The organism is Chimaeribacter coloradensis (assembly GCF_002858715.1).
GTDB classification, from domain to species: domain Bacteria; phylum Pseudomonadota; class Gammaproteobacteria; order Enterobacterales; family Enterobacteriaceae; genus Chimaeribacter; species Chimaeribacter coloradensis.
Map to the genome: position 1 here is coordinate 61970 of NZ_PJZH01000002.1, position 13305 is coordinate 75274.

A 13305-nucleotide genomic window follows, 5' to 3' on the forward strand; every position below is an offset into this window, starting at 1 on the left:
GGCAAAAAAATAAGGCGGCTTACGCCGCCTGAAATATCATGATTATTCAGTGACTACTGTCTGCACCTGGGCCGGTGCCGGGGAGTACCAGCCGCCGCCACCGTAGAAGCCCGGCCCCCAGCCGGGGCCGCCCCAGCCCGGGCCACCCCAGCCCCACGGGCCGGTTGGGCCGGGCGGCATGACTACCTGCTGTTGCAGCCGCCAGCGCTTGTAGCTGTTGGCGTTCATGACCACGAAGGTGTAGTCGGTCTCGCCGATTTTACCGCGCTCAGCGCCGGTAATCGGCCCCACTACCGTCACCAGTTGCCCGCGCAGGTCAACCGGGTCGACAAAGCCGTTGATGTACGCCACCAGCCGCCCGGTGGAGCGCTCGCCCAGTATCGGGCGGGCCACGGAATCAAGCGGCACGGCCGCAATCTCCAGCCGGGTACGGTTTTTCTCATTGCTCATATTGACCACGGAGCCGCCGAAGCGCGCCTCCTGCCCCACATAGAGCTGGGGCGCACTCTGAACGGCCGCCAGGTTCTGCTGCGGCGTGGCAGTGGTTCCTTTGATCACCTCCGGCACGGTGGCACACCCTGTCAGAGACAGGATGGCCGCGCTGAGGATGCCGGCAACAATATGGCGTTTCGCACCAATCCGGTGTTTCTCAACAATTCGGTTTTTCGCAATAACAGGGCTTTTCAAAGACGGCTTACGCATACCTGCTCTCCGGGTTGAATCTGACACTTTGACCACATCACCGGGTATAAGTTGCCGTGCCTTAGCGGCCGGGAAGTTTTTTCCAGGTCACTTCATTGCGCAGATAGACCGGTTCAGCCTGGTCGACCGCCACGGTACGCTTCGCAGACCAGGCATCCAGGGCCGGCGGCAGCATATCCTCAGCATGGGGCAGCAGCATGTCGCCATCGTTCAGCGTTAATAATGTGCCTGCCACCAGATCAGGATAGCTTGTCCAGCCGGTTCCGGCTGTGGCCCAGTGCCCGGAAAGCGATTGTGCGCGGGCCAGCACCTGTTCCGGCGTGAGCACCGCTTCACTCGCTTCGCCCTGCCAGCTGCCCTGTGCCGTGCGGCTGTACTCGCCCCAGTAGACCTCGCCCATGCGCGCGTCAATGGCGGTCAGCACGCGGGTGGCCCCGGTGCGGCGGAACGCGCCCTGCGCCATCGTCTGCAGGGTGGAGACGCCGATCATCGGCAGGTCTGCGCCCAGCGCCAGCCCCTGCGCAATGCCGATGCCGATGCGTACGCCGGTAAAGCTGCCCGGCCCGCGGCCAAAGGCCAGGGCATCAAGCTGGGAGAGGGTCAGCCCGGCCTCGGCCAGGATCTGCTCCACCAGCGGCAGGATACGCTGCGTGTGCTCGCGCGGGCAGAGTTCAAAATGGGCGAGGGTTTCGCCGTGGTTCCAGAGCGCGACGGAACAGGCTTCCGTGGCGGTATCAATGGCTAAAATTCGCGTGGACATGCCAACCTCAGGCAGGAAAGATGGGTTTTCATTAAGGGCGCGCATGATAGCACAGGGCAGCGGCTATTGCTGCCCCGCGCCCCGGCGCAGGAAGGCAGCGGCTTCACCCAGGTCACGGGTGCGCGGCGTCGGCGGCAGGCTGTTGAGGAAGACCGCGCCGTAAGGGCGCATCACCAGCCGGTTGTCGCAGATCACCAGCACGCCGCGGTCATCCGTGTCACGGATCAGGCGGCCTACCCCCTGTTTCAGGGTGATCACCGCTTCCGGCAACTGCACATCGGCGAACGGGTCACCGCCGCGCAGGCGGCAATCCTCAATCCGCGCCTTGAGCAGCGGGTCGTCCGGCGCAGTAAACGGCAGCTTGTCGATGATCACCAGCGACAGCGCATCCCCGCGCACATCCACCCCTTCCCAGAAACTGCTGGTGGCCACCAGCAGCGCATTGCCGGCGGCGATAAACTGCGCCAGCAACTGGCCTTTGCTGGTTTCGCCCTGCACCAGCACCGGCAGCGTCATGCTGGCACGAAACTCCTCCGCCAGTTGCCGCAGCATCTGGTGTGAGGTGCAGAGGAAGAAGCAGCGCCCGCCGTTGGCCTCAATCAGCGGTTTCAGCATCCGCGCCAACTGGCGGCCGCCGCCGGGCTGGTTTGGCTCCGGCAGGAAGCGCGGCACGCAGAGCAGCGCCTGCCGGGCGTAGTCGAACGGGCTGGCGAGCAGCAGGGATTTTGCGTTCTCCAGCCCCAGCCGGTCGGTAAAGTGCGCCAGTTTGTCATCCACCGACAGGGTCGCCGAGGTGAAAATCCAGCTGCCCGGTTTCTCTTTCATCACTTCGGTGAATTTGTCACTCACCGACAGCGGCGTCAGCGCCAGGATGAAATGGCGCGAGGTGCACTCGAACCAGTAACTGAAGCCCGGCAGCGCCGTCTCCTTCAGCCGTTTCAGCCGCGCGCGGTAGAGGGTGGCGCGCTCAAAGGCGGCATCCAGCAGCGCGGAGCGCCCCAGTGACAGCTTCACCACGTCGTAACAGAGCTCCAGCGCATCATCAAGCCGCACCAGTGACCGTTGCAGCTGCGCATCCTGCAACGCCTCGCGCAGGTTGCCGCGGTAGCCCGGTTCTCCCAGCGCCAGGCGGAAATCCTGCGCGCTCTGCGCCAGCCGGTCGGCGCTTTTCTGCAACTGCGCCGAGTCCCGCACTTCAGTGCGGTAGGCGATGGTGATGTCTTTCGCCAGGTCGAGCAGCTGGCGGCTGGAGAGCTGCTGGCCGAAATACTGGCTGGCGATGTCCGGGATCTGGTGCGCTTCGTCGAAGATCATCACATCCGCCGCCGGGATCAGTTCACCGAAACCGCCCTCTTTCACCACCATATCCGCCATAAACAGGTGGTGGTTCACCACCACCACGTCGGCGTCCATCGCCCGGCGGCGCGCCTTGACCACGAAACACTCTTTGTAGAGCGGGCAGTCGCTGCCGAGGCAGTTGTCATTGGTGCTGGTGACCAGCGGCCAGACCATACTGTCTTCCGCCACGCCGCTGCAGTTGCTGATGTCGCCGTCACTGGTTTCAGACGCCCAGCGCCGCAGCTGCACCAGTTCGGCCAGCGCCGAGTTGGCCAGCTCGCCGCCCGCCAGCGTCTGCTGTTCCAGCCGCTCGAGGCAGAGGTAGTTGGCGCGCCCTTTGAGCAGCGCCAGCTTGCCGGTGTAGTCCAGCGCTTTCGCCACTGTCGGCAGGTCACGGCTGTAGAGCTGGTCCTGCAGGGCTTTTGACCCGGTGGAGATGATCACTTTGCGGTTGGCGCGCAGGGCCGGGGCGAGGTAGGCGTAGGTCTTGCCGGTGCCGGTACCGGCCTCTACCACCAGCGGCTGCTGGGCGGCAATGGCACCGGCCACGGCGGCAGCCATCTGTTGCTGGGGTTCACGGGGTTTAAAACCAGGGATATGTTGCGCCAGGGCGCCATCAGGGGCGAAATCGTCGGTCACACTGCCTCTCAGCCGGAAAAAATCAGCGCTGATTATGCCAATCCTTCCCGCCCGCTACCACACCCATCTTTGCGCAGGCTGTGGTACGCTTAGGCCGCCGCCGGGATGTGACCCGGCATCCCCTTGATAAAACAGCCAAAGGAGCTGCCCATGACCATCGAGCGTTACCTGCCGGAACACCGGATGTCCGAAGCGACCATTTTCAACGACACTATCTACTACACCAGCGTGCCGGAAAACCTGGACGCGGATGCCGAAGCGCAAACCGCCAACGCGCTGGCGACCATCGACGCGGTGCTCACCACCCTGGGGTCGGACAAGAGCCGCATTCTGGACGCGACCATTTTCCTGGTGGAGAAGAGTGATTTCGCCGCCATGAACCGCGCCTGGGACGCCTGGGTCTCCCCCGGCAATGCGCCGGTGCGCTGCACGGTGCAGGCGGGGCTGATGAACCCCGGCTACAAAGTGGAGATCAAGGTGATCGCCGCGCGCTGAGCCACAGCCGTTACGCCGCCATAAAAAAAGCCATCCCAGAGGATGGCTTTTTACTAACAGTGCGTGGATCAGCTGCGGGCACCGGCTACCGCGTCACGGGCAAGTTCCGTGATGCGGCCATAGTCACCCTGCGCCAGCGCATCAGCCGGCACCAGCCAGGAGCCGCCGATGCAGAGCACGCTTTTCAGCGCCAGGTAGTCACGGTAGTTGTTTGGCGTGATGCCGCCGGTCGGGCAGAAACGCACCTGCGGGAACGGCCCGGCAATCGCCTGCAGCGCTTTCACGCCGCCGTTGGCTTCCGCCGGGAAAAACTTGAACTCACGCAGGCCATAATCCATCCCCAGCATCAGTTCAGACACGGTGCTGATCCCCGGGATAAGCGGGATCGGGCCGTCGGTGGCCGCCTTGAGCAGCGGTGCCGTCAGGCCGGGGCTGATGGCGAACTGCGCCCCGGCGCTGATCACCTCATCGAGCTGCTGCGGGTTAATCACCGTCCCGGCACCGATAATCGCCTCCGGCACCTCGCGGGCAATCGCCCGGATCGCTTCCAGGGCGCACTCGGTGCGCAGGGTCACTTCCAGCACCTTCACACCGCCCGCCACCAGCGCTTTCGCCAGCGGCACCGCATGCTCCAGCTCATTGATCACAATGACCGGAACCACCGGGCCTGAGGTGAGGATCTGTTCCGCGCTGACTTTCCAGTTTTTCATCCGTTTAACTCCATCTATGCCGTACCGGCATCGGTTGATATATGGCGCGCCCCTGCCACAGGGACCTGTCAGCACGCTGACAAGTGTCCGACCGCACCTTGTGCCATACAAACTTCCCTACTGCGCAATACTGGCCGGTGCCGCGGCACCGGGTACTGAATACTGTTGGTCAGGCCGTCCAGTAGACGTCCACCGGCGTCTGTTGCTGGTGCAGGATCGCCCGCACCGGCATCTCATTGACATCCTCACCCTGCATCGCCTGTTCATACAGCTCGCGTTTGGCCTCACCCACCAGATGCAGATAGATGTGGCGGCTGCTGAGCAGCACCGGCAGGCTCAACGTCAGCCGCGCCAGCGGCGCGGTCACCGGTGACATGGCAAAACAGCGCCGCCCGGAGTCCATCGCCAGCGCCGCGGGCAGGTTGGCCGCCCCGGGGAACAGCGAGGCGGTGTGCCCGTCCGCGCCCATCCCCAGGATCAGCACATCCGCCGGCCACGGCACCAGCGCCAGCGCCGCTTCCGTGACCTCCGCGCCCTCTTCCGGCGTGGTGCTGCTGTTTTTCAGGCCGATGAAGGTGGCGGCCGTGGCCGGGCCGGTCAACAGCGCCCGGCGTACCAGGCGTTCGTTGCTCAGCGCGTCGTGCGTGTCGACCCAGCGCTCATCCGCCAGGGTGATCACCACCTTCTCCCACGCCAGCGGCTGCTGGGCCAGCTGTTCAAACAGCCCGAGCGGCGTCCGCCCGCCGGAGACCACCAGGGTGGCATGGCCCCTCGCCGCGATCCCCTGACGCAAACTGTCGGCAACCTTTCGTGCAAAACTCTGGTTCAGCGTCAGTGCGCTGGGAAACTCGGCGAAATGTGCCATACCCTGCCCCTTATTACTCAAACTCGTTCCAGGAACGGCCGTCGCGGGTAATCATCGCCACGGAGGCCACCGGGCCCCAGGTGCCGGACTGGTACGGCTTCGGCGCTTCATTGTCCGCAGACCAGGCCTGCATGATGGAGTCGACCCATTTCCACGCCTCTTCCACCTCATCACGGCGCACGAACAGCGCCTGGATGCCGCGCATCGCTTCAAGCAGCAGACGCTCGTAGGCATCCGCGATGTGTTGCTGGTGGAAGGTCTCGGAGAAGCTCAGGTCGAGTTTGGTGGTCTGCAGGCGGTGCTTGTGCTCCAGCCCCGGCACCTTGTTCAGCACCTGAATGTCGATGCCCTCGTCCGGTTGCAGGCGGATGGTGAGCTTGTTCTGCGGCAACTGCTGGTAAGAGTCACGGAACAGGTTCAGCGCCGGGTTCTTGAAGTAGACCACCACTTCAGAGCATTTGGTCGGCAGGCGTTTACCGGTACGCAGGTAGAACGGCACCCCGGCCCACTGCCAGTTGTCGATGTCCACGCGGATCGAGACGAAGGTTTCGGTGTTGCTGCTTTTGTTCGCCCCCTCTTCTTCCAGGTAGCCCGGCACTTTTTTGCCCTGCACGAACCCGGCGGTGTACTGGCCGCGCACCGTGGTTTCACGCACGTTGCTCTGGTCGATGCGGCGCAGCGAGCGCAGCACTTTGACTTTCTCGTCACGGATGCGGTCGGTGGTCAGGTCCGCCGGCGGTGACATGGCGATCATGGTCAGGATTTGCAGCAGGTGGTTCTGGATCATGTCGCGCATCTGGCCGGCTTTGTCGAAGTAACCCCAGCGGCCTTCGATGCCCACCTCTTCCGCCACGGTGATCTGCACGTGGTCGATGGTGCGGTTGTCCCAGTTGGTGGCAAACAGGGAGTTGGCGAAACGCAGCGCCAGCAGGTTCAGTACCGTCTCTTTGCCGAGGTAGTGGTCGATGCGGTAGACCTGGGATTCGTTAAAGAACTCTGCCACCTGATCGTTGATCACGCGGGAGGATTCCAGATCCGTGCCCAGCGGTTTTTCCATCACCACGCGCGCCGGATCTTTGTTCAGGCCGGCTTCACCCAGGCCGCGGCAGATGGCGCCAAAGGTGTTTGGCGGCATGGCGAAATAGTTGATGGTGACGCGGTTTTCCTGGTCCAGCATCTTGCCGAGGTTGGCGAAGTGCTCACTGTCGTTGACGTCCAGGTTACAGAAGTCGAGGCGCGCGCTCAGGGTTTCCCACAGCGTGTCGTCCAGCTTCTCTTTCATGAAAGTGGTCAGCGCTTCCTTCACGACCTTGATGTAGGCCGCTTTGTCCCAGTCTGCACGCCCGACGCCGATGATTTTGGTGTCCGGGTGGATGTGGCCGGCTTTTTCGAGCTGATAGAGCGAGGGCAGCAATTTGCGGCGGGCCAAATCGCCTTTCGCGCCGAAAATAACCAGGTCACATGCCTGGGCTGTAGAGGTTACCGCCATGTTCTTCTCCTCATTGCAGGATATTTGTAATTTTCTTACATGAATAATGTACTCTGTTTAGCCGCGACCCGTAAACCCGGATCTAAAGCCTTAATAAACGTCCAGAAATTACACCCGGCAACCCTGTGGAAAAAGACTGACCCATTTCTCGCGCCTATGATGTAATTTTCTGACGTTTTTGACACCCGTTTACCATTATGAAAGTTAGACACAGTTCAAATTCTGGTGAAAAAAGAGGAAATTATCCTTTCCGGCCGGTGCCAACCCCTTTCGGGTCGTTGTATATTTTCATTAAACCGGCATTGATTTCTCCTTTGATTGAAATCGACAAAACCCATGAGTGATAGTTAACGAATGAATACGCTGGACATTATCCAGACGCATCTGGAGATCCTGAGCAAGTCGGAGCGGAAAGTGGCGGAAGTGATCCTGGCCTCGCCCCAGACCGCCATCCACTCCAGCATCGCCACGCTGGCCCGCCTGGCGGACGTCAGCGAACCCACCGTAAACCGCTTCTGCCGCCGGCTCAATACCAAGGGCTTTCCCGATTTCAAACTCCACCTGGCTCAAAGTCTGGCTAATGGAACGCCATACGTAAACCGCAATGTGGATGAGGCAGACAGCGTGGCGGCCTACACCGATAAAATTTTTGAATCGGTGATGGCGAATCTTGACCACGTCAAAACCACGCTGGATATCACCGCCATCAACCGCGCCGTGGATCTGCTGACCCAGGCGAAGAAGATCTCCTTTTTCGGCCTCGGGGCCTCTGCGGCCGTGGCCCACGACGCGATGAACAAATTTTTCCGGTTTAATATCCCGGTGGTCTACTTCGATGACATCGTGATGCAGCGCATGAGCTGCATGAACTCCAGCGAGGGCGACGTGGTGGTGCTGATCTCCCACACCGGGCGCACCAAAAACCTGGTGGAGCTGGCGCATATCGCCCGGGAGAACGATGCCACGGTGATCGCCCTCACCTCCCGCGACACGCCGCTGGCGCAGGAAGCGACGCTGCCGCTGCTGCTGGATGTGCCGGAAGACACCGACGTTTACATGCCGATGATCTCCCGCATCGCCCAGCTGACACTGATTGATGTGCTGGCGACCGGTTTTACTCTGCGCCGCGGGGCTAAATTCCGTGATAACCTGAAGCGTGTTAAAGAAGCGTTAAAAGAGTCCCGGTTCGACAAAGGCACCGCCGCCCCGCGCGAGCACAACCCGGACTAAGGCCACCGCACGAATGATCCAGACCGGTGCCGTGCCCCGCTGATAATGGGGCTGACGCCTGTGCGCGGCCCGGCAGGCCCCTGTTTCACCCGGATGAAACACTTTTGTCGTAAAATTACAGTTACTGCATTGTTTGGTTACCCTTTTCCCGGGAAAACCCATGCCTTACCAGTCAACGGAGTTATACATGTCCAGACGGCTCAGAAGAACCAAGATTGTAACCACACTGGGGCCGGCTACCGACCGCGACAATAATCTGGAAAAAATTATTGCTGCAGGTGCCAACGTAGTCCGCCTGAATTTCTCCCACGGCAGTGCCGAAGACCAGATGCTGCGCGCCAACAAAGTGCGTGAGATCTCAGCCCGGCTGGGCCGCCATGTTGCCATCCTCGGGGATCTGCAGGGGCCGAAAATCCGCGTATCCACCTTCCGCGAGGGCAAGGTGTTCCTGAATGTCGGTGACCGTTTCCTGCTGGACGCCAACCTGGCGAAAGGCGAAGGGGACAAAGAGCGCGTCGGCATTGACTACAAAGGGCTGCCGGGTGATGTGGTGCCGGGCGACATCCTGCTGCTGGACGACGGCCGCGTGCAGCTGAAAGTGCTGGAAGTTCAGGGCATGAAAGTCTTTACCGAGGTCACGGTCGGCGGCCCGCTCTCCAATAACAAAGGCATCAACAAGCTGGGCGGCGGCCTGTCGGCAGAGGCGCTGACGGAAAAAGACAAAGCGGACATCGTCACCGCCGCCAAAATCGGCGTCGACTACCTCGCCATCTCCTTCCCGCGTACCGGTGAAGACCTGCACTACGCCCGCCGCCTGGCGCGTGACGCCGGTTGCCATGCCAAAATCGTCTCCAAAGTGGAGCGCGCCGAAGCCGTCGCCAGTGAGGCCGCGATGGATGACATCATCCTCGCCTCTGACGTGGTGATGGTGGCGCGCGGCGATCTGGGCGTTGAGATCGGTGACCCGGAGCTGGTTGGCATCCAGAAGAAGCTGATCCGCCGCGCCCGTACCCTGAACCGCGCGGTAATCACCGCCACGCAGATGATGGAGTCGATGATCACCAACCCGATGCCGACCCGCGCCGAAGTGATGGACGTCGCCAACGCCGTGCTCGACGGCACCGATGCGGTGATGCTGTCAGCCGAGACGGCAGCCGGCCAGTACCCGGCGGAGACCGTGGCGGCGATGGCGCGCGTCTGCCTGGGTGCGGAGAAGATCCCCAGCATTAATGTCTCCAAACACCGGCTGGATGTGCAGTTCGACAACATTGAGGAGGCGATCGCCATGTCCTCCATGTATGCCGCCAACCACCTGAAGGGCGTTACGGCGCTGATCGCCATGACGGAGTCGGGCCGCACGGCGTTGATGATGTCCCGCATCAGCTCTGGTCTGCCGATCTTCGCCATGTCACGCCACGAGCATACGCTAAACCTCACCGCCCTTTACCGTGGGGTAACGCCGGTCTATTTCGACAGCAATAACGACGGCGTGGCCGCCGCGCACGACGCCGTGACCCTGCTGCGCGACAAAGGCTACCTGCTCTCCGGCGATCTGGTGATCGTGACCCAGGGTGATGTGATGAGCACCACCGGCACCACCAACACCAGCCGCGTGCTGCGGGTAGAGTAACGTCTCTGCGTTTTCTCAGCCGGCCTTGCGCCGGCTTTTTATTGCCCCTGTTATTTCCCGGTTATTTCCCCCACCCAAAAATAATGCCTGCATTATTATCCGTACCGCTTTTACGCCTATTTTCCGGTAAACCGGATTACCTTAAAAATCACCTTATCATTATTATTAATTCCCTCATTGAACCACTAAGAAATATGACGCGTTTAAAAACACTTTTATTAAAAATAAGCAGACATTTCTTATTCCACGATCAATAAAGCAGCATCTACACCTGCTAAAAAAGTGACACAGATCACATTTCTTAGTCCACTTCTCCACAATGTCTGCCTTTTTCTAACTGATAACTTGAATGATAATGATTTGCATTTATAATGCTTCGCAACGGTTAAATGTTTGTTACCTCTTACTCAGTGAGGCTTTACCTACTGATTAAATTATAAAAAATTTCCAACGCCAACTGATCGCCCTGCGACCTTCCGCGCACCATCCGGAGGCAGCGGCGCGCAAACACGCCAGAACTGGACTTTTTTCTCTCTTTTTTGGGGCGGCACCCGCACGCCCCTGAAATAAAACAGGGCTCTATTATGTTTGACATGAATCCCGCTGCTGCCAGCGATGAAAACTGTAAAAAACCCCGCACGGCGGCCTCCTTTCTTTTTAATCAGCACACCACTCAGGAGTGGCAACAGCAAATAACGCAGGCGACCTCCCTGGTCACCGGGCATATTAACGGCGCGGAGAAACCTTTCAGCGGAATATTGCCCTCTGAGCTGGTGGAAGAATTTACCCGCGTTGATCTGCACCAGCCGCTGGGGAGCGCGGAAGCGGCGCTGGCCGAGCTGGAAACCCTCTACCTGCGTGACGCCGTCTACTTCCATCACCCGAAATACCTGGCGCACCTCAACTGCCCGCTGGTATTGCCTGCTCTGCTGGGGGAGTCGATCCTCTCCAGCATCAACTCCTCGGTGGATACCTGGGACCAGAGCGCCGGCGGCACGCTGATTGAACAGAAAGTGATTGACTGGACGCTGGACCAGATCGGTCTCGGCCCGGAGGCGGACGGCATCTTCACCAGCGGCGGCACCCAGTCCAACCTGATGGCGATGCTGCTGGCGCGTGACAGCCACTGCAAACGCACCCACCCCGGCCACAGCATCAAATACCAGGGCCTGCCGGCGGACGCGACCCGCTGGCGTATCTTCAGCTCCGGCGTCAGCCACTTCAGCATCCAGAAATCGGCCGCGCTGCTGGGGCTGGGCTACAACGCCGTGGTGCCGGTAGCGAGCGATGACCGCTTCCGCATGGACCCGCGCGCGCTGGACCAGGCCATTGAGCAGTGCCTGGCCGAGGGCAACATTCCGCTGGCCGTGGTCGCCACCGCCGGCACCACCGATTTCGGCAGCATCGACCCGCTGAACGCGATTGCCGCAGTCTGCCGCCGCCACCAGGTCTGGATGCATGTGGACGCCGCCTACGGCTGCGGGCTGCTGGTCTCCCAGCGCTTTTCCGACCGGATTGACGGCATCTGCCACGCGGACTCCGTGACCGTGGATTACCACAAATCCTTCTTCCAGCCGGTCAGCTGCGGCGCGTTCTTCGTGCGTGACCACCAGCACCTTGAGCATGTGACCTGCCATGCCGACTACCTCAACCCGCTGAGCGCCAAGCTGGAAGGCACGCCGAACCTGGTGAACAAAAGCATCCAGACCACCAAGCGCTTCGATGCGCTGAAGATGTGGCTGACGCTGCGCATCATGGGTGAACAGAAGCTGGGCGAGGCGTTCGACACCCTGCTGGACCGCACCGCAGAGACGCACCTGAAACTGGCCGCCCATCCGCACATCGATGTGCTGCACCAGCCGCAGCTCAGCACCCAGGTGTTCCGCTTTGTGCCGCGCCAGTCGCTGGCCGCCGAGGTGATTGATGAGATCAACGCCAATATCCGCAAAGCGATTTTCCGCTCCGGCAACGCCGTGGTGGCGGGCACCAAAGTGGATAACCGCCAGTACCTGAAATTCACCCTGCTCAACCCGGCCACTACCCTGGCTGACGTTGAAGAAGTGATCGACCTGATTGTGCATTACGGCAAGGAACTGACCGCCCAGCACCTCTCCCTGATGGCTACCGAGTAACTATTATGTCCAGCAAAATTTATGACTTTATCGCCGTCGGCATCGGCCCGTTCAACCTGGGGCTGGCCTGCCTGACGGCACCGGTTGAGCAACTCGACGGGCTGTTCGTCGACCAGAACCCCGGCTTTGACTGGCACACCGGCATGATGCTGGAGAGCGCAATGCTTCAGACCCCCTTCATGGCCGACCTGGTGACGCTGGCAGACCCGACCAGCCCCTACAGCTTCCTGAACTACCTGAAGCAGCAGGGCAAGCTCTACTCGTTCTACATCCGCGAAAACTTCTTCATGATGCGCAAGGAGTTTAACCAGTACTGCCAATGGGCCAGCGAGCGGCTGACCAACCTGCGCTTCAACACCCGCGTGGAGCACGTCAGCCATGATGCGGCGCTGAACTGTTACCGGGTGCGCACCCGCGACACCCGCAGCGGCGAGCGCACCGAGCTGCTGGCGCGCCGGCTGGTGCTGGGCACCGGCCCGTCCCCGTGGCTGCCGCCCTGTGCTGAAAAACTGGGCGACAAAGTCCACCACTCCAGCGCCTACCTGCCGAACAAAGAGGCGATGCAGCAGAGCCGCTCTATCACGGTGCTGGGCAGCGGCCAGAGTGCGGCGGAGATCTTCTATGACCTGCTGGGCGACATCGATAAACATGATTACCAGCTGAACTGGATCACCCGCGCGCCGCGCTTCTACCCGCTGGAGTACAGCAAGCTGACGCTGGAGATGACCTCGCCGGAGTATATCGACTACTTCCACGCCCTGCCGATGGCCAAGCGTGACCAGCTCAACCGCGAGCAGAAGGGGCTGTACAAAGGCATCAACAGCAGCCTGATCAACGACATCTACGATCTGATGTACATCAAACGGCTGGATGGGCCGCTGAACGTCAACCTCTACACCCACTCTGCGCTGACGGATCTCCAGTGGCGCAGCAGCGGTGAGCTGGAGCTGTCGCTGATGCAGCAGGAGCAGCAGGTGGCCTACCGCCACCGCACCGAGTCCCTGATCCTCGCCACCGGCTACGCCTACCGCCAGCCCGACTTCCTGGAGGGGATCAGTGACCGTATCAACCGGGATGAAAAAGGCCGCTTTGCCGTTAACCGCAACTACAGCATCGACGACCGCAACGAAATCTTCGTGCAGAACGCAGAGCTGCATACCCACGGCTTCGTCACGCCGGACCTCGGCATGGCCTGCTACCGCAACAGCACGCTGATCCGCGAAATGGTCGGCCGGGAGATCTACCCGGTGGAGAAGGCGATCGCCTTCCAGACCTTCTGCTCCCACAAAATCGGAGGCCAGTGATGGGTAACTCC

Annotated in this window: 11 protein-coding genes; 5 read left to right on the top strand and 6 right to left on the bottom strand. The window is 61.0% G+C overall.

Going from position 1 to position 13305, the window contains the following annotated elements:
• Window positions 1-42: 42 nt before the first annotated feature.
• The 3 genes from CYR32_RS02595 to CYR32_RS02605 form a co-directional block, all read right to left on the bottom strand.
• Window positions 43-639 (bottom strand): Slp family lipoprotein, encoded by a 597-nt coding sequence (locus CYR32_RS02595; RefSeq protein ID WP_175578801.1) that lies wholly within the window; start codon window positions 637-639, stop codon window positions 43-45.
• A 124-nt stretch (window positions 640-763) separates the two neighbouring features.
• Window positions 764-1462, bottom strand: coding sequence for a tRNA (adenosine(37)-N6)-threonylcarbamoyltransferase complex dimerization subunit type 1 TsaB (gene tsaB / locus CYR32_RS02600; RefSeq protein WP_101822269.1), 699 nt, complete (start codon window positions 1460-1462; stop codon window positions 764-766).
• A gap of 63 nt (window positions 1463-1525) precedes the next feature.
• Window positions 1526-3439: a DNA repair helicase YoaA gene (locus CYR32_RS02605; protein ID WP_101822272.1), complete on the bottom strand. Its 1914-nt coding sequence runs from the start codon at window positions 3437-3439 to the stop codon at window positions 1526-1528.
• 150 nt (window positions 3440-3589) lie between these two features.
• Here CYR32_RS02605 and CYR32_RS02610 point away from each other — a divergent pair, with 150 nt between their 5' ends.
• Window positions 3590-3934: a RidA family protein gene (locus CYR32_RS02610; RefSeq protein ID WP_101822274.1), complete on the top strand. Its 345-nt coding sequence runs from the start codon at window positions 3590-3592 to the stop codon at window positions 3932-3934.
• A 68-nt stretch (window positions 3935-4002) separates the two neighbouring features.
• On the opposite strand, the gene CYR32_RS02615 is transcribed toward CYR32_RS02610, so the two are convergent.
• The 3 genes from CYR32_RS02615 to zwf form a co-directional block, all read right to left on the bottom strand.
• On the bottom strand, window positions 4003-4644 hold the full coding sequence (locus CYR32_RS02615; RefSeq protein ID WP_101822277.1) for a bifunctional 4-hydroxy-2-oxoglutarate aldolase/2-dehydro-3-deoxy-phosphogluconate aldolase: 642 nt from the start codon (window positions 4642-4644) through the stop codon (window positions 4003-4005).
• A 169-nt stretch (window positions 4645-4813) separates the two neighbouring features.
• Window positions 4814-5509, bottom strand: coding sequence for a 6-phosphogluconolactonase (pgl, locus tag CYR32_RS02620; RefSeq protein WP_101822279.1), 696 nt, complete (start codon window positions 5507-5509; stop codon window positions 4814-4816).
• Between the two features lie 13 nt (window positions 5510-5522).
• The gene (gene zwf / locus CYR32_RS02625; RefSeq protein WP_101816623.1) at window positions 5523-6998 is read right to left on the bottom strand and encodes a glucose-6-phosphate dehydrogenase; all 1476 of its coding nucleotides are present in this window, start codon (window positions 6996-6998) and stop codon (window positions 5523-5525) included.
• Window positions 6999-7352: 354 nt separating this feature from the next.
• Between zwf and CYR32_RS02630 the strand changes: the two genes are divergently transcribed.
• The 4 genes from CYR32_RS02630 to CYR32_RS02645 all read left to right on the top strand — a co-directional run bounded on the left by CYR32_RS02630 (window position 7353) and on the right by CYR32_RS02645 (window position 13294).
• Complete coding sequence (locus CYR32_RS02630) at window positions 7353-8228, top strand: MurR/RpiR family transcriptional regulator (protein WP_101822281.1); 876 nt, start codon at window positions 7353-7355, stop codon at window positions 8226-8228.
• A 187-nt stretch (window positions 8229-8415) separates the two neighbouring features.
• A complete protein-coding gene (pyk, locus tag CYR32_RS02635) occupies window positions 8416-9858 on the top strand; it encodes a pyruvate kinase (protein ID WP_101822284.1) in 1443 nt (480 codons plus the stop codon).
• A gap of 593 nt (window positions 9859-10451) precedes the next feature.
• The gene (locus CYR32_RS02640) at window positions 10452-11990 is read left to right on the top strand and encodes a pyridoxal phosphate-dependent decarboxylase family protein (RefSeq protein ID WP_241523746.1); all 1539 of its coding nucleotides are present in this window, start codon (window positions 10452-10454) and stop codon (window positions 11988-11990) included.
• 5 nt (window positions 11991-11995) lie between these two features.
• Window positions 11996-13294: a lysine N(6)-hydroxylase/L-ornithine N(5)-oxygenase family protein gene (locus CYR32_RS02645; protein WP_101822290.1), complete on the top strand. Its 1299-nt coding sequence runs from the start codon at window positions 11996-11998 to the stop codon at window positions 13292-13294.
• The last annotated feature ends 11 nt before the right edge of the window (window positions 13295-13305 follow it).